The organism is Streptomyces sp. NPDC102270, from assembly GCF_044766405.1.
Taxonomy (GTDB): Bacteria; Actinomycetota; Actinomycetes; order Streptomycetales; family Streptomycetaceae; genus Streptomyces.
In genome coordinates this window covers 52562-69751 of record NZ_JBIWLX010000018.1, presented here as the reverse complement: position 1 = coordinate 69751, position 17190 = coordinate 52562, and the positions used below count along the sequence as shown (strand labels likewise).

The window sequence follows — 17190 nt, the reverse complement described above, 5'->3', positions numbered from 1 at the left end:
TCTCAACAGACGATCGGAATGACGAACACAGGCTAGCGACAGGCTGTTTCCTCCGGCAATGGCCATGCGGGTCACGAACTCCTCATCGGAGCTGTTTCCGCAGGATGGACACGGGTGCGAGCCGCCGGTACTACTGTGTTCGTGTGCGACACGTCACATTGCGTGGTGTGTTCTGGGGGATGTGATTCCAGGGGGATCTCGTGCTTGAAATGACCAAGGGGTCGAACACTGCCCTGTCGACCCTGAGCGAGAACATCGGTTCGGTGATCGTGAGCCTGGCGACATGGACGCGCAAGCACCAGGTGGCGCTGTGGCACCTGTCGTGGGCCGAGGTGGCCCATCAGGCGCAGTTGCTGATCCGGCACGAGGGCGTCGGGAACGCGGCGCGGACCTGGCTCCTCCAGGAGTTGCTGCACTATCTCCAGCACGAGAACTCCGGCTGCCACGGCTTCCAGAACATGGGCTCGGCCTGGGTGCCGGTGCGCAACGGCATCAGCGACGAGACCCTGTGCCAGGGCGATCCGCGTGCCCTCGAAGTGGTCGAGAGCTGGGAGCGGCTCGTCCGCCAGGTGTGTCTCAGGCTCGGCGGCGAACTCGGGCAGAAGGTGTTGCCCGCCCAGCGCGCCCGGCGAGGCACCGATCCCGAGGCGCGCCGGTTGCAGCTCGCCGATCGGCTCTGCGTGGAAGGCAGGCTTCAGGCGGAACTCCGCGTCGAGCAGGCGCCCGGCCTGCTCACCATCGGCGCCGATCTGCGCACCGGCAGACTGCGCACTTCCATCGAGATTCCCGCGCCCGAGCAGGGCTACCCCCTGGCCTGGGCCAAGCGTCTGGTCCGCCGCCTCGCCGAGGCACCGGCGGACCTGCACGTCGAGACGCTGGTGGAAGGCCAGGCGGGAGGCCCGCGGGGCACGCTGGAGCGGCTGCGCCCCGAACCGGCGGACATGCTGCCGAAGGGCGGCGCGGCCATCACCGGTTTCCGTCTGTCCCTCCTCAAGACCATGGGGAACAGCCGTGGCAACGCCGAGTCCAGTTTCATCCGCAGCGTCGACGATGCCGTACACCGCTTCTACTCCACGGTGATCGTCCACCTGGACGGTCCTGCGCCCCGGCGGACGGGGGTGAGGGAGCGGGCCAGCGTGTGAGCCACGGGCGGCGGCGGTCCGCCCTTCACGCCAGCTCCCCCCGCAACCGCCGGGCCCTCAGCACCAGCTCCAGTTCGAAGCGGCGGTCCGGGTCGTCTATCTCGTCGCCCCAGAGCTCGCGGATCTGGCGGAGGCGGTAGCGGACGGTCTGGGGGTGGACGCCCAAGCGGGCCGCGACCTCCGGGGCTCCGCCGCGGGTCTCCAGCCAGGCGAGCAGGGTTTCGGCGAGGCGGCGGCCGTGGGTGGGGCCGCAGTGGCGGAGGGGGGCCAGGCAGCGCAGGGCGAGGTCGTCGATCAGTTCCTCCGGCTGGAGCAGGACCAGGGCCTCGGTGTGTTCGGTGCAGTACAGGACGTCCCCGGCGGGGAGCAGGTCGCGTTCCATGAGGCGTACGGCGGCCTCGGCCCAGCGGAGGGATTTCGCCGCGTCGGCGAGCGGGACCGGGGGGCCGATCGCGCCGGCCCAGCCGGTCAGGGCCCGGTGCAGGAGTTCGGGTCGGCCCGCCGCGGCCGGTTCCGGTACGACCATGCGGGGCTGTTCGTAGTCCATGTCCAGGAGGACTCCCTGGCCCACCGCGGGAGGTACCGCCTCGCGTGCCGGACGGAGGAGGACGCCGACCGCCACCTTCTTCGGGAGGGGCCAGCCGATGCGGGCCGCGCGTTCCGTCAGCGCGTCCGCCGGATCGCCCCGGTGGCGTTCGGCCAGGAGTAACTCCATCAGGCGGCGCTGGAGACGCAGGCGCTCGCCCGCCTGCCTCGCCGCGGCCTCCGCGTAACCCCGGACCGACTGGTCGACCAGGCCGTCCAGGTACTCGTAGCCCGCGTCCACCAGCTCGTACATCGCCGGCGGCGGGATCTCCACGCGCTGGCCGATGTCGGCGAAACGTCGCCAGGCCAGGCGTACGCCCATGCGGTAGATCGCCTGGAGCGAGTCCAGGCTGCGGCCGTTCAGGCCCTCGCCGCGGCCGAACTCCTGGAAGACACCTGGGGGAACCGTCGGACGGCCCTCCGCCGTCTCCAGGTGCTGGACGAAGACCTCGATCGCGCGGCGGATGCCGACCAGCGCCATCGGTTCGCCGGACTCGTCGAGGACCACCGGCAGATGCGGGTACTCGCGGCGGATCTCGCGCAGGATCTCCTCCGCGAGGGCCGGCGCCTCGGACATGGCGATGGCCGCGAAACGGCGGACCTGGAGGCGCGGGACATCATGCCAGGCCGAGCGGGCGTTCACGGCTGCCGGGCGGGCGGCCACGGGTCAACCCCCCTGGTCCGTCTGCTCGTAGGTGATCAAGGGTGTGTTGGGCTGCTCGGGCGTCGCCTCCAGCAGCGCGACGATGCCGAGCGCGGCACCGAGGGCGAGCAAAGCGGCGACCACCACGGTCAGTGCGGCGGCGAGCAGTCTGGACATCGCAGGGGCGCCTCTCTCGAGCGGCTCGATCCGGCGTACGTCCCCACCCGGAACGCGGAACCCATCGGGTTCCCGCCCCGGCACCCACCCTGCCTGTCGACCCAGTGTCGACAGGACATTGACAATCCGTCAAGTCATTGACACTCCGCACTCGGACGCCATACGGTCTCCGGCCCAAGGCCCTGTCGTCACACTCCCGCCTGCCGAGCGACGCCTGGCACGCCCTCCCCCAGAGGGGGTGCCCCCAGCGGCGTTGTCGTCGGTTGCCGACGCTCCGCGTCGACGCCCTCCTCCGCCTTGCAGCTGCACGCACCAGACGCCGCTCGGCCCGCCCTACGGGCGGACGACGGGAGTGTGACGACAGGGCCCAGAGCGGCCCGAACTCCGTCATCTCACGCCCCTGGAGTGTCCGGATGCGCCGTACAGCCTCTCCAATCTCCCTGATTCTGCTGGGACTCGGCACGTTCTTGCTGGTACTGGCGCCGTTGCTCGCGTGGTACGTGGCACCGCGGGCGGCCGTGAATCCGATCAACATCGACCAGACCGCGGTCTACCGCGGGACGGGCAGCGTCTTCGACACCGAGAAGGTGAAGACGGTTCCCGATCAGCGGATCACCGTCACCCAACGGGTGCGCGCCGACGTCGAGGACAGTGAGCGCAGCGACGGAGCCGCGGTGTGGGACGTCACCACCACCGTCGACACCGACAAGTCGCTGCCGGCCTCCGACCCGCACGACGCGCTGGAGTTCGTCCCGCACCGCTGGGTCATGGACCGCAAGACCAACAAGCCGGTGCACTGCTGCGGCGAGAAGCCGTACATCGAGGGCGAGGCCTATCTGAAGTTCCCCTTCGACGTGCAGCGACGCTCCTACCAGTGGTGGGACAACTCCCTGGGTTCGACGGTGACTTTGCGTTACCAGGGTACGAAGAAGGTTCAGGGGTACACGGGTTACCGGTTCACCGGCACGGTCGCCCCGGCGAAGGTCGGGACACGGCTCGTGCCGGGCACGATCGTGGACGAGCCCGGACGGCCGCAGGTGCTGGCCGAGGAGTGGTACTCCAACCACGGCATCGAGCTGGTCGTCGACCAGCGCACCGGCCGGGTGGTCTACGCACAGGTGGGCCCCAAGCGCACCCTGCGGGCGCCCGGCGCGCAGAAGGACACCGTGGTCCTGCTGGACAGCCCGAAGATCGCGTTCACCACCGCGACCCAGAAGGAAGCCGTACGTCTGGCCGAGCGGGACAGCGGCCAACTGCGCGCGGTGGGCGAGACGTTGCCGATCGGGACGGCTGTGGCCGGTTTCGTACTGGCTGCCGTGGGGGGCGTTTTGGTGGTACGGGGACGCAGGCGCCCCGAGTCCACCGATATGAGCGGTACGCCCGAGCCCGTCCTCACGAAGTGACTGGACGTCAGCTCTAATAAGCCTGGAAATTGTCACGTGCGTGAGTAGCCACGGCGTACGGGTGGGCGAAAACTGTGCCATCCCACCCAAGCACAGCCCGTCCACATCCTCCTCCTAGGAAGCACTCAGTCCCCCCACAACCAGCCTGAAAGACACTGCTGAGTTCCGCACCCTGAGACGAGTTGGAGCACCCATGCCCCAGCACGTGCCCCACCAGCTGCACACCGCGCTTCCCCAGGCGTCGCAGCTGCAACCCTCTTCGCACGGCCCGCACCACTCTTCGGCGCTCCCCCCACCTCCGCGCCGAATCGTTTTTCTCGCCCATCGTGACCTCGACAATCCGGCCGCCGGCGGCTCCGAGCTTCTCGTCGACCGGCTCGCCGACGGACTGACCCGCCTGGGCCACCAGGTGACCCTGCTGTGCGGCGGCCCGGCCTCCTACCGGGGCTACCGGGTCGTCTCGGCGGGCGGCGAGTTCGGCCACTACCTGCGCGCCCGTACGGCCTTCGCCCGCCAGGTCGGCGAGACGGACCTGCTGGTCGAGGTCTGCAACGGCATGCCGTACCTCGCGCCCCTGTGGCACCGCGGCCCCACGCTGTGCCTGGTCAACCACGTACACACCGACCTGTGGAAGATGCGGTTCGGCGGGCCCCTGGCGCCGGCCGCCCGGATCGGCCGAAGACTCGAACACTGGGCGCTGGCCGGTGCGGCGGCCCGGCACCGGAGTCTGCTGGTCGCCGTGTCGCCCTCGACGGCACACGCCCTGCGGGCGATCGGTGTCGAGCGGGACCGCATCCGCGTCGTGCACAACGGCGTCGAGGAACCGGAACCGCTGGTTCGCCGCTCACCGGAACCGCTGTTCGTGGCCGTGGGCCGGCTCGTCGAGTACAAGCGGATCGACCTCCTGCTGAGACTCTGGGAACGCGTGCGGCCGGTCACCGGCGGCCGGCTCGTGATCGTCGGGGACGGTCCCGAGCGGCCTCGGCTGGAACAACTCGCCGGTCCCGGCGTCGAGTTCACCGGACACGTCACGGAGGCCGAGAAGCACCGGCTGCTGTGCGAGGCGTGGCTGCTGCTCCATCCCTCCGCCGTCGAGGGGTGGGGGCTGGTGGTCACCGAGGCCGCCACCCGCGAGACGCCGACCATCGCCTTCGACGTCCCCGGACTGCGGGACTCCGTCGTGGACGGGGAGACGGGAGTGCTCGCGCGGGGTGAGTCCTCGTTCGCCGCCGCCTGGTGCACCCTCGCCCTGTCGGGCCACCGCCGCGAGCTGATGGGCAAGGCTGCCCGGGACCGGGCGGCCCGGTATCGCTGGGACCGGACCGTCAGACAGTTCCGGGCCGTGGCCGCCGAGGCGGTGAGGAGCTGGGGACCGTGACACGGCCTCGGGCGAAGGACCCCTCCCTTCGACGTTCCCTCACTCTGTTCCGGGCCTTCCTCCATGAGCAGGACGACCCAGAGTCCTGCTACGCGCTGCTCGCCCGCGACGCGGTCGACCAGGTCGAGGCCTACGACGGCCCCGTCGCCGGCCGTACCGTCGTGGACGTCGGCGGCGGGAGCGGGTACTTCACCGAGGAGTTCCGCAGACGGGGTGCCGACGCGTTCCTCTTCGAGCCGGACGTCCGCGAACTGGGTGAGAAACCGCCCGACTCCACCGTGATCGCCGACGGCTACCTGCTCCCCCTGCGGGACGGCGCCGCCGACGTCACCTTCTCCTCCAACGTCCTCGAGCACGTGGCCGATCCGGAGATCTTCCTGAGCGAGCTCGTCCGGGTGACCCGGCCCGGTGGGCTGATCTACGTGTCGTTCACCAACTGGCTGTCCCCGTGGGGCGGTCACGAGTGGGCGCCCTGGCACTACCTGGGTGCCGAGCGGGCCCGCGCCCGCTACCGGCGCCGTACCGGGAAGGCCGCCAAGCACACCCTCGGCGAGAACCTGTTCGCCGTGCACATCGGCCCGACCCTGCGGCTGGTGCGTGCCCGGGACGACGTCACGGTCGTCTCGGCGCGCTCCCGCTACTGGCCCTTCCTCGCGGAGACCGTCGTACGGGCTCCCGGCATCCGCGAGATCGCCACCTGGAACCTCCTCCTCATCCTCCGGCGGTGTCCACCATGACGACGTCCACGGTCCAGGCCCCTCCTCCGGCAGCCGTGCCCAGCACCGCGGTCATGTCGGGTCCTCCCGAGGGCCCGCGGTCACGGAGCTGGCTGCTGGGGTTCTGGGCCGTGGTCTTCGTGCTGTTCCTCGCGGTGCACCCGGGCCGGCAGACCTTCGACACCAAGCTGGGCGTCACCACGGACCCCGGGCGGTTCCTCGCCGACCTCGGGCAGCTGTGGCACGACCAGGGCTCCTTCGGCGGCATCCAGGACCAGTACGTCGGATATCTGTGGCCGATGCTGCCGTTCTACTGGCTGGGCCACGCCCTGCAGTTGCCGGTGTGGCTGGTGGAGCGGCTGTGGCTGTCGCTGATCGTGTCGGTCGCCTTCTGGGGCGCGCTCAGGCTGGCCGACCGGCTGCGTATCGGCAACGGTCCTGGAAGGCTGCTCGCCGCCGTCGCGTACGCGCTGTGGCCGACCTTCACCATCGTCATCGGCTCGACCTCCGCCGCCGCGCTGCCCGGCGCCTTCCTGCCCTGGGTGCTGCTGCCGCTGACGAACGAGCGCCACAGCGCCCGGATCGCCGCCCTGCGCTCCGCGCTGGTCATCCCATTCATGGGCGGGGTGAACGCGGCCTCCACCCTGGCCTGTCTGCTCCCGGTCGGGCTGTATCTCCTGTCCCGGCCGCCCGGGCCACGGCAGCGCAAGCTGATCGCCTGGTGGGTGCCGGGCGTGATCCTTGCGACGGCCTGGTGGGTGATCCCGCTGCTGCTGCTCGGCCTCTACGGCGAGAACTTCCTGCCGTACGTCGAGAGCGCGCACACCACGACCGAGACGATGTCGGCGACGGAGGCCCTGCGCGGGGCGGGGAACTGGGTCGCCTATCTGCACCTGGGGGAGGCGTGGCTGCCGGCCGGCTGGACCGTGGCCTCCTCGGTGATCGTGATCCTCTGCTCGGCGTTCGCGGCCGGGCTCGGTCTCGCGGGGTTGGCGCGGCGGGACCTGCCGGAGCGGCGGTGGCTGGTGCTGACCGTGCTGACGGCCGTCCTGATGCTGCTCGCCGGGTACGGCGGCGCGTTCGGCGCCCCCTTCCACGGGGTGGTGCAGGACTGGCTGAACGGCGGTCTCGCGCCCTTCCGCAACATCTACAAGTTCCAGCCGGGGCTGGCGCTCGCCCTGGTGCTCGGCCTCGCCCATCTGGTGGGGGTGGCCTCCGAGCCGCGCGGGGCGAGAGCGGTCAGGGGCCGCCGGTACGCCCCGCTGATCGCGTCGGTCCTCGTCCTGCCCGGGCTGATGTGGCCGTATCTCAACGGCTCCATCCTGAACCCGGGTTCCTTTCAGGAGTTGCCCAAGTACTGGCACACCACGGCCGACTGGCTGGAGAAGTACTCCCCCGACTCGCGCGCCCTCGTGGTCCCCGCGACCGCGCACGGCATCTACACCTGGGGCTCCCCCATCGACCAGCCCCTCGACGTCCTCGCCGAGTCCCGCTGGGCGCAGCGCGACTACGTCCCCTTCGGCACCCCCGGCAACCGGCGCGCGACGGACGCGGTCGAGCAGGCGCTGCTGACCGGCGGTGAGATTCCCGGCCTCGCCGACTACCTGAGCCGGGCCGGCGTCTACTACGTCGTCGTCCGCAACGACCTCGACCCGGACCAGATCGGCGCCGTGTCGTCCTCGGTCGTCAAACGGGCCCTCGAACAGTCCGGCTACGAGCGGGTGACGGGTCTCGGGCCGCTCATGACGGGCGGCAAGATCGCGAACGGCACCCCGCTCCAGATCGAGGGGCTGTACCCGAGGCAGCGGGCGGTGGAGATCTACCGTCCGGCGAGCGAGGACGTGCCGCGGCCCGGACAGGCCGGCCTGCTGCCGGTGGCCGACACGGCCCAGGTGTCCGGCGGCCCCGAGTCACTGCTCCCGCTGGCGACCGAACTGCGCGGCAGGGCCACGGTGTTGACCGGTGACAACCACCCCGGGCTCGGCACCCCGGCGCTCCAGATCGTCGGTGACGGACTGCGGCGCGCGGACACCCGCTTCGGGCTCGTCAACGCGAACACCTCGTACACGTACACCAGCGACGAGCGCAACGCCTCCGGGGCCGCCCAGGACGCCGGTGAGAAACCGCACCAGATCCTGCCGACGAAGGGCCAGGACCACCAGACGGTGGCGGAACTGCGCGGCGCCCGCTCGGTGACGGCGTCGTCGTACGGCAACTGGCTGTTCCACCTCCCGCAGTTCGACCCGGTCAACGCCCTCGACGGCAACCCGGACACCGCCTGGGCGGAGGGTGTCGCCGGCTCGCCGGACGGGCAGTGGCTGCGGATCGGGTTCTCCGATCCGGCGTACGACATGCCCTCGTCGTTCAAGGTCACGCCGTTGCCGCAGGACAGCGTGCGGTCGGCGGCGACCAAGGTGCGGGTGGAGACGGAGAACGGCTCGCGCACCAGCCTCCTGCGGGCCGACGGGTCGACTCAGAGCATCAAGGCCCCTGCGGGTACGACGGGTTGGATGAAGCTGACGATCGTCGACTCGGTCGCGCGGCGGACCGGGCTCGCCGGGGCCGGGTTCTCCGAGATCGACCTGCCGGATGTGCAGGTGACCCGGCTGCTGCGGCTGCCGACCGATGCCGACGGCGCGGACTCCGCCGCCGAGGTGGTCTCCCTGCACCGGGTCCCCGACCCGGCCGGGATCTCCCCGACCGGCACCGAGGCCGGTCTGCACCGCCGCTTCACCACGGCGGCCTCGGGCACGTACTCGGTGAAGGCCGGCGCGGTGCCGATCTCCGGGGAGGAGCTCGACAGGCTGCTGTACGACGTCGCCCCCGACCAGCGCAACCGCATCACCGCGACCGCCGACTCCACGGCGACCCTCGGCACCGGCCTGTCCGCCCGCAACCTCACCGACGGCGACCTCACGACGGCCTGGATCGCGGGCGACCGCCCCACCATCCACCTCAGCTGGAGCGGCAAACAGCCCATATCCGAGGTGGTGCTGGCGCCCGCGGGCGGCCTCTCGACCCGGCCCACCGAAGTGGACATCACCTCACCCGACGGCGCGACGGTGGCCGGGGTCGACGAGAACGGCGCGGTGCGCTTCCCCGCGATCACGACCGACCGTCTCGACATCACGATCACCAAGACGGCCCCGCTGGTCCTGCACAACCCGGTCGCCGACGAGGACCTCCAGCTGCCGGTGGGACTGACGGAGGCCTACCTCCCGGCCCTCGACCAGTACCGGACCCCGCAGCCGAAGGCCGACCGGACGTTCTCCCTGCCGTGCGGCAAGGGCCCGGTGACGGCGATCGACGGGAAGCTGTACCAGACGGGCGTGTCGGGCCGGGTCCGCGACCTGACCGAACGGCGGGAACTGACCGTGACACTCTGCCAGTCGGGCCGTTCCGGCGCCGAGGTGTCCCTCCCCTCCGGTGACCACGTCGTCGAGGGCGGGGACGCCGGCCCGCTCGCCCTGACCGACATCACCCTGACCCGCGGCACGATCGCCGAACCGACCGCCCTGGCAAGGGAGTTGCGAATACGGGACTGGCTGGGCGACCGGCGCGAGGTGAGCGTGGGCTCGGGCGCCGCCTCCTACCTCACGACGTACGAGAACTACAACGACGGCTGGAAGGCCACGCTGAACGGCAAGTCGCTCACCCCGCTGCGGCTCGACGGCTGGCAGCAGGGCTGGCGCATCCCCGCGGGGGCGGGCGGCACGGTGAAGCTGTCGTACGAGCCCGCGACGACGTACGACGGGGCACTGATCGGCAGCGGGGTCGCACTGGTGGTGCTGGTGGGCCTGGTGCTGTGGCGCAGGCGCTCCCCGAACCCCGACGAGCCGCAGCCGGTGCCTCCGCCGCCGGGAGTGTGGCTCGGGGTGGTGGCGCTCACGCTGGTGGGCGTGGTGATCGCCGGGTGGTTCGCGCTGCTGGTGCCGGCCTTGGCGCTGCTCGCGTCCCGACGGCACGGGCTCCTGGTGCCGATCGCCTTCGCGGCCCTGACGGGGGCGGGCATCGCCGCGGCGGTGGGCGCGGGGGAGCCGGTGGGCGCGGCGCACGGGGCGTTCGGGCATGTGGCCCAACTGCTGGCACTGATCGGCCTGTTCGCGGCCCTGGTGAGCGTGGGTGAGCGTGAGACAGCCCCCGAGTCCGAGGCGCCGACACAGCAGCTGCTGCCGGTCGAGGCGAGCAAGGGGAGGACGGAACCGACATGACCCCACCGACACGCATCCCGTTCCCGGTGGTCGACGAGGTCTCCCGGCACTGCCTCCAGGAGGAGGAACCGGAGACGGTCCACATCGAGGTGCACCTGCCGGGACGGCTGGACCGGTCACGGCTCCGGAAGGCGTTCTTGGAGGCCCTGCACCGGCACCCGCGGATCCTGATGCGGGAGGCCCCGGGGGGTCGGTACCGCCGCCGCTACGAGTGGGAGCTGACGACGGAGCCGGACGTGGAGGTGGTGAGCTTTCCGACTCCGGGGCGGAACGCGCTACGGGACGCGAGGACAAGGGCGCTGATGGAAACACCACCGCTCTCGCTGTCTCCACCCATACGGCTGGAGGTGGTCGAGGAGGCAGGCCCGGCAGAAGGTAGCGAGGCGACCGACTTGGCAGGAGTGCACCCACCCCAGGGGCGCGGGGCTGCACCTATTAGCGGCTCCGCCGCGGGGCGCGACCAGCCCCCACCGGCGCGCACCCGGAAGACGACCTCCACCGTCCTCTTCCTCACCATCAACCACACAGCCCTGGACGGCCCCGCCTGCCTCCGCATACTCGCCACGGCAGCCGAAATCTACGGCGGCAAGGACAACTCCCCGACACCCGCGCCCACTCGCCCCCAAGAACCCCCCGCACCCCCCGAGAACGCCCCCTCCAACTGGACCCGCCCCGCCCGCGTAGCGCAAGGCACTCCCGAGAACTCTCCCGGCAACGGCCTCCTCGTCACCGAACTCGCCCTCCCCCACCGCCCCAAGGGCTCCCCCTACACGGTCAACGACCAGCTCATGGTCACCACGGCCCTGACGATCGCCCATTGGAACAAGGAACACGGACAATCCCCCCGCCCCCTCCGCATCACGATGCCCGTCGACGACCGCCCGAGGGACACGACGATGCCGATAGGAAACGGCACCCGCCTGGTGGAAGTCCCCTTCGCGCCGGACGAGTTGCGGCACGGCCCCGACGACATGCCCGCGTTCCTGCGCCGCACGGCACAACGCACGCGCGCCCTCAAGTCCCTCCCCCGCCCCCAACTCGGCCACGGCGCGGGTCTGCTGACCGCCCCGGTCACCCCGGTGGCCTGGCGGGCTGCCCTCACCCGGGGCCTGCGCAGAGCCGCCGCCCCCTGGACCTCCACCACCCTCCTCAGCAACATCGGCCGCATCCCGTATCCCTTGGACTTCGGCGAGGAGGCCGGGCGCGCGCACGCCGTGTGGTTCTCGGCACCGGCGAGGATGCCCCGCGGCCTGACCGTCACGACCGCCTCGACCGCCGACCGGCTGCACCTCGCCCTGCGCTGGTCACGGGCCCTGCTCAGCCACAGCGACGGCACCCATCTGCGGGACCTGTTCGAGCACTACCTGCACACCACGGAGGTGGCCCCGTGAACACCACCGCACCCCCGCGCCGCAGCCTCAGGGACTTCTACGAGGACCCGGCCGTCCCGGTCGCCTCCGGCACCCCCCGCTCCCTGCGCCAGGCCCGCATGCTTGCCGGGGCCCTCGGCACGGCCGGAACCGCCGCGCGCACCGTCCTGGACATCGGCTGCGGCGACGGCACCGCGGCCGCCACCGCGGCACCGCTCCTCACCGGCCACCGCATCGTCGGCGTCGACTGGTCCCAGGACGCCCTCAAGCGGGCCCGCACCCGGCTGCCGTACGCCGTGCGTGGTGAACTCAGCGGCTCCGGGCTGCCGTTCAAGGACGCCTCCGTCGACGCCGTGCTGTTCAGCGAGGTCGTCGAACATCTCGTCGACCCGGACTCGGCACTGGACGAGATCCGCCGCATTCTGCGCCCGGGAGGCCATCTCATGCTGTCCACGCCGAACCTGGCCGCCTGGTACAACCGCGGGCTCCTGCTGGCCGGCGTCCAGCCGGTGTTCTCGGAGGTGAGCCTGCGAGCGATCCACGGGCGGCCGGGGCGGGAGGTCGTGGGCCATCTGCGGCTCTACACGGCCCGGGCACTGCGGGAGTTCGTCGCGGCGGCCGGCTTCGAGGTGGTACGGCTGGAGGGGGCGCCCTTCCACGGTGTGCCGCGTCCGCTGCGCGCCCTGGACCGGCTGGCGTGTGCCAGACCGTCGCTCGCGTCGATCCTGCTGCTGCACGCGCGCAAGACCTAGGGGGCGTGGACCATGTGGTGGGGAGTGGCGGCGGCCCTGTTGGCGAACACCCTGTACAGCGTCGGATTCGTGCTGGAGAAACGGGCGCTCACCTCCCTGCCGGAGGTGACGATCCGGCAACCGGTCAAGCTGCTGGGGCTGGTGCTCCGCAGCCCCCTGTGGATCGGCGGCTCGCTCTCGCTGGCGGCCGGGTTCGGGGCGCAGCTCGCGGTGTACCGGACGCTGCCGATCGCGGCCGCGCAGGGCATCTTCGTCTCCGGTCTGGTGCTGCTGGTGCTGCTGTCGGCGCGGCTGCTGGGCGAGGAGACGACCGGGCGGGAACGGTACGCCCTGGGCGCGATCCTCGCCGCGCTGCTCATGGTCGTGCTGTCCCTGAAGGAGGGTTCCGAACACGTCAGCCGGGACGCCCCGTACCAGCTGATCCTGCTGGTGTGCGTGCCGTCGCTGGCGGCGGGCGTGTGGCTGTACGGGTCCGCCGAGCGGCGCACGAGACACCGGCACCGGATGCCGACGACCGGTGTCGAGTACGGCGTGGCGGTGGGTCTGCTCTACGGGGTCAGCTCGCTCGCGATCAAGGGCGTGTCGAGCTATCTGACCTCAAGTGGTCTCGGCGGCGCGGTAGTTGAGCTGTTGGCCTCTCCGTATCCGTATCTCCTGATGTTCACCGGGGCGTTCGGTCTGGTGATGTCCCAGGCGGCGCTGCAGCGCTGCCGGGCCTCGCTGATCGTGCCGGTGTGCACGACGGTGACCTGCCTGTACACCGCGGTGCTCGGCACGCTCTCGTTCGGCGAGTCCCTGCCCCACGATCCGCTGCGGCTCACGCTGCGGCTCGCGGGCACGGTGCTCGCGGTCGGCGTACTGCTGAGCATGCCCAAGCACGATCCGGCGCCCCAACCGCCCATCGGTGCCAAGGAGTTGACGCCCCCATGAACCCCGACGACCCGCTGCTGCGGATCCTGGCCTGCCCGCTCGACAAGGGTCCCCTGCACCTCGTACCGCCCGACGACGTCCTCTACAACCCCCGGCTGCACCGCCGTTACCCGATCGTCGACGGCATCCCGCAGCTGCTGCCGGCCTCCGGTGAGCAGGTGACGGACGACGAACACGAAGACTTCCTGAAACGGATGACTCAATGACCGCAACGGCCCGTACCTTGGCGGCGAGAGTGGCCCCCCATCTGCCCACCCGGCTCGTCGCGGCGGCGGCCCGGGCGGTGTATCCGCGCTTCGAGCCGGAGCTGGCACGCCTGGCCGAGCTGTGCCCGGCGGACTGCCGGACGGCGGTGGACGTGGGCGGCTGGTACGGGCCGTGGACGCGCCGGCTGGCCGGGCGGGCGCGGCAGGTGGTGACCGTCGAGCCGGTCCCGCATCTGGCCCGGCTGCTGACCTCGGCGGCCCCCGCGAACGTCCAGGTCGTCCAGGCCGCCGCCACGGACCGCCCGGGCACCGCCCGGCTGTGGCTGCCGCCCGGCGACGAGGGCGACCGCGGGGTGTCCTCCCTGGTCCGGCGGGACATCCACGGCCGGGCGGTGGACGTCCGCTGCGTCACGCTGGACGAACTGGGCCTGAAGGACGTCGGTTTCATCAAGATCGACGTGGACGGGAGCGAGCTGGCGGTGCTGCGCGGGGCGACGGGAATCCTCGCGCGCGACCGGCCCGCGCTCTTCGTCGAACTGGAGTCCCGGATCCAGCCGATCGCGCCGGTGGTGACGTACTTGTCCCTCCTCGGCTACGACGGCTGGGTGCTGCCCCGCGCCACCTGGGTCCCGCTGTCGGGCTTCCCCCTGGAGGCCCACCAGGAGACGGCCTCGTACGTCGTCAACCAGGGCCTGCTGCGCCGGGTCCTGCCCTTCGTCCAGCGCCCGCGGTACATCAACTCGGTGCTCTTCCTGCCCGACGGCCGGCGCCCGGGTGTCAGTGCGGTGGGGGACGATGGAGAACATGCCCTCCGGAAAGCCCCCGGCTAGCCCGTTCACCGTCCACGACTTCCAGCTGGTCCTGCTGCGCCGCATGGCCGACCACAACCCCGAGCTGGTGGAGGGCGCCAGACACACGCTGGGCGCGTCGATCGCGGACATGCGGGAGGCGAACAAGCGCTGGCAGGCGATGGTCCGCTCCCCGCGGGCCCGTGCCGCCGCGTCCCGGTACCGCTCGGTCCTCGGCACCCCCGGGACCGTCCTCACCCGCAAGGTCGGCGACCTGGAGTGCGAGGCCTGGCTCTGGCCCGTGCCGCTCTGGCCCGACCTCCGCTTCGAGATCCTGCTGGCCCCGAACGGCTCGACGGTGTGGAACGAGTGGCTGGTCAGGGCGCCGGAATCCAAGGGCCCCGACCTGCGCACCCTGGAAGACCTCACCCCCTGGTCCTGCACGGTGGACGAGGCGGCCCGGGCCTTCCCCCCGGCCCGCCCCCTGGAGGGCACGGCCCCGACCCGCTGGGGCCTGACGTTCACGGCCCCGGACGGGAAGGGCGTGCGCCGGGAGGTGGTGGCGGAGTTCACGTGGGGTTTGCTGCAGAGGCTTGCGGTGCGCTGATCGTGCCCTCAGGGCAACTGTGTCCAGGGCGGGGCCGTGCACCCGGCCGTCATGCCGGGGCGGCCGGTCCGACGCCCGGGTGAAGTCGTCGAACAGATTCTGCCGTCCGGGGCGTCGTCGGGGGCCTCGCCGGTGCCGCCGCCGTCGAGGACGAGGAGGTCGTAGGGGCCGTGGTCCTCGACGCGCCGCCAGTCGCCCTGGAGGATCCGCGGGGACGGGCGAGTCAGGCCTTCGCCTCCACCACGTCCGCCACCACGCAGCTGACGTTGTCCGGACCGCCCGCGGTGTTCGCCGCGTCGATCAGCGTGTGTACGGCCGTGTCGGGGGCGGGGGCGGTGGTGAGCAGGTCGCGGATGGTGGTGTCGGGGACGACGCCCGAGAGGCCGTCGGAGCACAGGAGGTAGCGGTCGCCGGGTTCGGCGTCGTGGAGTTTCAGGTCGGGGGTGCCTCCGGCGGTCGGGAGCGCCTTGAGGAGCAGGGCGCGCCGGGGGTGGGTGACGGCCTCCTCCGGCGTCAGCCGGCCCTCGTCGACCAGGGACTGGACCACCGTGTGGTCGTGGGTGATGCGGAAGAGGGCGCCGCCGCGCAGGAGGTAGGCGCGCGAGTCGCCGATGTGGACCAGGGCGAGGCGGGAGCCGGTCCACAGCAGGGCGGTCAGGGTCGTGCCGTTCTCGTCGGTGCCCGCGGCCACGTCCCGCACCGCCTCGCTCGCCCCGTGCACGGCGTCCGCCAGGAGGTTGAGGACATTGCCGGCCGGGAGTTCCGCGCTGTCCAGGAACCGCAGCGCCGCCACGGCCGCGCTGCTGGCGGGGGCGCCCGCCGGGCCGTAGCCGTCGGCGACCGCGAGGAGGCGGGCGCCCGCGTAGGCGGTGTCCTGGTTGGCGGGGCGGACCCGGCCGGGGTCCGAGTGGGCGCAGTAGCGCAGTTCGAGCATGGTGGTGTCCTTCCTCGGCGTCGCCGTCAGCTCGTCGACGAGGAACGCGGCGAGGTCCCGCCGTACGGCCGTCTCCGCCTCGCCCTGCGCCCAGTACGCACGGATCTCGCCGGCGGCGGCAGCGGGCGGGAGCGCGCGCACCGTGCGGATGCGGGCCAGCGGCATGCCGAGCCGCCGCAGCCACGCCACCAGCCGGGCCTGTTCGAGCTGGGCCGGGGTGTAGTAGCGGTAGCCCGTCTCCGCGTCGACGCGTGCCGGGCGCAGCAGCTCCAGCTCGTCGTAGAGCCGCAGCGCCTTCGGCGACAGACGGCACGCCCGCGCGAAGGCCCCGATCGTCAGCCACTCCATACGGTCTCCTCCGTTCCTCGCTCCTGATGGTGGGGCTTCACCGAGGGGGAAGGTAAACGGGTTGCCGCGGTTTCCCCCGCTGCGGTTAGCCTGCGGAACGAGCCTCCATGGGAAAGGACCCCGCCGTGCCCCGAGTCGCCCTCGTCACCTACGACCCCCACCCGGAGCCCAGCAAGGACGCCGACCTGCCCGTGCTGGTGGCGGCGCTGCGCGAGGCCGGAGCGGAGGCGGATGCCGTGTTCTGGGACGACGGTGACGTCGACTGGGCCGGCTACGACCTGGCCGTCATCCGGTCCACCTGGGACTACACCTGGCGGGCGGGCGAGTTCGTGGCGTGGGCGGAGCGGTGCGGCAAGGTGACACGGCTCGCCAATCCGGCGCAGGTCGTGCGCTGGAACACAGACAAGCGCTACCTCGGGGAGCTCGCGGAGGCGGGGGTGCCGGTGGTGCCGACCCGCTATCTCGCGCCCGGCGACCCGGCCGACCTGCCCGCCGACCACGAGTACGTCGTCAAGCCCACGTCCGGGGCGGGCGCGCGGTACGCCGCGCGCTACACGCCGGACCAGCACGACAGTGCCGTACGGCAGCTGGAACGCATGCACGCGGAGGGGCTGACCGCGATGGTGCAGCCGTACATGCGGGCGATCGACGCGGGCGGTGAGCGGGCGCTGCAGTTCTTCGGGGGCCGGCTACTGCACGCCAGCCGCAAGCGGGCCGTCCTCGCCCCCGGTACGGCCTTCGACGCCACGAAGGTCGCCCATCCGGGTCTGGAGCCCTGGACGCCGACCCCGGCCGAACGCGCCGTCGCCGAGCGCGCCCTGGCCGCCGTACCGGACGCGCCGGAGCTGCTGTACGCGCGCGTGGACCTCGTCGACGGGGAGGACGGGCAGCCGCGGGTGATGGAACTTGAGCTGGTCGAGCCGAACCTCTTCCTGTTCCTGCACCCGGAGTCGGTGCGGCCGGTGGCGGAGGCGGTGCTGGCGGCCGCCCGGCGGTAGAC

Annotated in this window: 14 protein-coding genes and 1 pseudogene; 12 read left to right on the top strand and 3 right to left on the bottom strand. The window is 71.9% G+C overall.

Annotated features, from left to right (window positions below; genetic code table 11):
• Positions 1–230 precede the first annotated feature (230 nt).
• Positions 231–1142, top strand: a pseudogene (locus ACIRP7_RS33470) (TerD family protein); the annotation flags it as partial.
• A gap of 25 nt (positions 1143–1167) precedes the next feature.
• Here ACIRP7_RS33470 and ACIRP7_RS33465 read toward each other — a convergent pair.
• Together ACIRP7_RS33465 and ACIRP7_RS33460 are read right to left on the bottom strand one after the other, a co-directional pair.
• Positions 1168–2391: a helix-turn-helix domain-containing protein gene (locus ACIRP7_RS33465; protein ID WP_352383520.1), complete on the bottom strand. Its 1224-nt coding sequence runs from the start codon at positions 2389–2391 to the stop codon at positions 1168–1170.
• A gap of 3 nt (positions 2392–2394) precedes the next feature.
• Entirely contained in the window at positions 2395–2547 is a 153-nt protein-coding gene (locus tag ACIRP7_RS33460; RefSeq protein WP_403666971.1) for a hypothetical protein, read from the bottom strand.
• Positions 2548–2960: 413 nt separating this feature from the next.
• On the opposite strand from ACIRP7_RS33460, the gene ACIRP7_RS33455 reads away from it, so the two are divergent.
• From ACIRP7_RS33455 to ACIRP7_RS33410, 10 genes are all read left to right on the top strand, one after another.
• Positions 2961–3950 carry a DUF3068 domain-containing protein gene (locus tag ACIRP7_RS33455; protein WP_403666968.1) on the top strand — a complete coding sequence of 330 codons (990 nt, stop codon included), beginning with the start codon at positions 2961–2963 and terminating at the stop codon, positions 3948–3950.
• A gap of 193 nt (positions 3951–4143) precedes the next feature.
• Positions 4144–5328: a glycosyltransferase family 4 protein gene (locus ACIRP7_RS33450; RefSeq protein ID WP_403666966.1), complete on the top strand. Its 1185-nt coding sequence runs from the start codon at positions 4144–4146 to the stop codon at positions 5326–5328.
• Entirely contained in the window at positions 5325–6065 is a 741-nt protein-coding gene (locus ACIRP7_RS33445; RefSeq protein ID WP_403666963.1) for a class I SAM-dependent methyltransferase, read from the top strand. Before ACIRP7_RS33450 ends, ACIRP7_RS33445 begins: the two co-directional genes overlap by 4 nt.
• Positions 6062–10255: an alpha-(1->3)-arabinofuranosyltransferase family protein gene (locus tag ACIRP7_RS33440; RefSeq protein WP_403667302.1), complete on the top strand. Its 4194-nt coding sequence runs from the start codon at positions 6062–6064 to the stop codon at positions 10253–10255. Before ACIRP7_RS33445 ends, ACIRP7_RS33440 begins: the two co-directional genes overlap by 4 nt.
• Positions 10252–11646 (top strand): condensation protein, encoded by a 1395-nt coding sequence (locus tag ACIRP7_RS33435; RefSeq protein WP_403666960.1) that lies wholly within the window; start codon positions 10252–10254, stop codon positions 11644–11646. Before ACIRP7_RS33440 ends, ACIRP7_RS33435 begins: the two co-directional genes overlap by 4 nt.
• On the top strand, positions 11643–12377 hold the full coding sequence (locus ACIRP7_RS33430; RefSeq protein ID WP_403666957.1) for a methyltransferase domain-containing protein: 735 nt from the start codon (positions 11643–11645) through the stop codon (positions 12375–12377). The genes ACIRP7_RS33435 and ACIRP7_RS33430 overlap by 4 nt, the downstream gene beginning before the upstream one ends.
• Positions 12378–12401: 24 nt before the next feature.
• Entirely contained in the window at positions 12402–13307 is a 906-nt protein-coding gene (locus ACIRP7_RS33425; protein WP_403667299.1) for a hypothetical protein, read from the top strand.
• Positions 13304–13513 (top strand): Trm112 family protein, encoded by a 210-nt coding sequence (locus ACIRP7_RS33420; RefSeq protein ID WP_403666954.1) that lies wholly within the window; start codon positions 13304–13306, stop codon positions 13511–13513. Before ACIRP7_RS33425 ends, ACIRP7_RS33420 begins: the two co-directional genes overlap by 4 nt.
• Complete coding sequence (locus ACIRP7_RS33415) at positions 13510–14343, top strand: FkbM family methyltransferase (RefSeq protein WP_403666951.1); 834 nt, start codon at positions 13510–13512, stop codon at positions 14341–14343. The genes ACIRP7_RS33420 and ACIRP7_RS33415 overlap by 4 nt, the downstream gene beginning before the upstream one ends.
• A complete protein-coding gene (locus tag ACIRP7_RS33410; protein WP_403666947.1) occupies positions 14309–14908 on the top strand; it encodes a hypothetical protein in 600 nt (199 codons plus the stop codon). The genes ACIRP7_RS33415 and ACIRP7_RS33410 overlap by 35 nt, the downstream gene beginning before the upstream one ends.
• Before the next feature lie 223 nt (positions 14909–15131).
• On the opposite strand, the gene ACIRP7_RS33405 is transcribed toward ACIRP7_RS33410, so the two are convergent.
• Positions 15132–16190, bottom strand: a complete 1059-nt coding sequence (locus ACIRP7_RS33405) for a MerR family transcriptional regulator (protein WP_403666944.1) — start codon at positions 16188–16190, stop codon at positions 15132–15134.
• 125 nt (positions 16191–16315) lie between these two features.
• On the opposite strand from ACIRP7_RS33405, the gene ACIRP7_RS33400 reads away from it, so the two are divergent.
• A complete protein-coding gene (locus ACIRP7_RS33400) occupies positions 16316–17188 on the top strand; it encodes a RimK family alpha-L-glutamate ligase (RefSeq protein WP_403667296.1) in 873 nt (290 codons plus the stop codon).
• Positions 17189–17190: the final 2 nt, after the last annotated feature.